This window comes from Winogradskyella poriferorum (assembly GCF_050618035.1).
Lineage (GTDB): Bacteria > Bacteroidota > Bacteroidia > Flavobacteriales > Flavobacteriaceae > Winogradskyella > Winogradskyella poriferorum_A.
Genome location: NZ_JBODPY010000316.1, coordinates 1 through 212, shown reverse-complemented (window position 1 = coordinate 212; position 212 = coordinate 1). Strand labels below are relative to the sequence as shown.

The window sequence follows — 212 nt, the reverse complement described above, 5'->3', positions numbered from 1 at the left end:
GTGATACCATGGCCATTCTAATAATTGGATTAATGGTTGGAAGTATTACGCCAGCTGTTGTTAGCGTCCTTTCCTATTTCAGTACTGCCGAACAAGTTCAACAATATATATTCTGGGCATTTGGGAGTTTAAGCAATCTTTCATGGAATGAAATCACACTCTTTTTTGTTCTGTATCTTCTAGGTTTGGTTCTGGCTATTCTTTCAATTAAA

General features: G+C 36.3%; 1 protein-coding gene. It reads left to right on the top strand.

Annotated features, from left to right (window positions below; genetic code table 11):
* On the top strand, positions 1 to 212 hold a 212-nt coding region (locus ACRHOC_RS15905), incomplete at both ends, for an iron chelate uptake ABC transporter family permease subunit (RefSeq protein ID WP_431159526.1).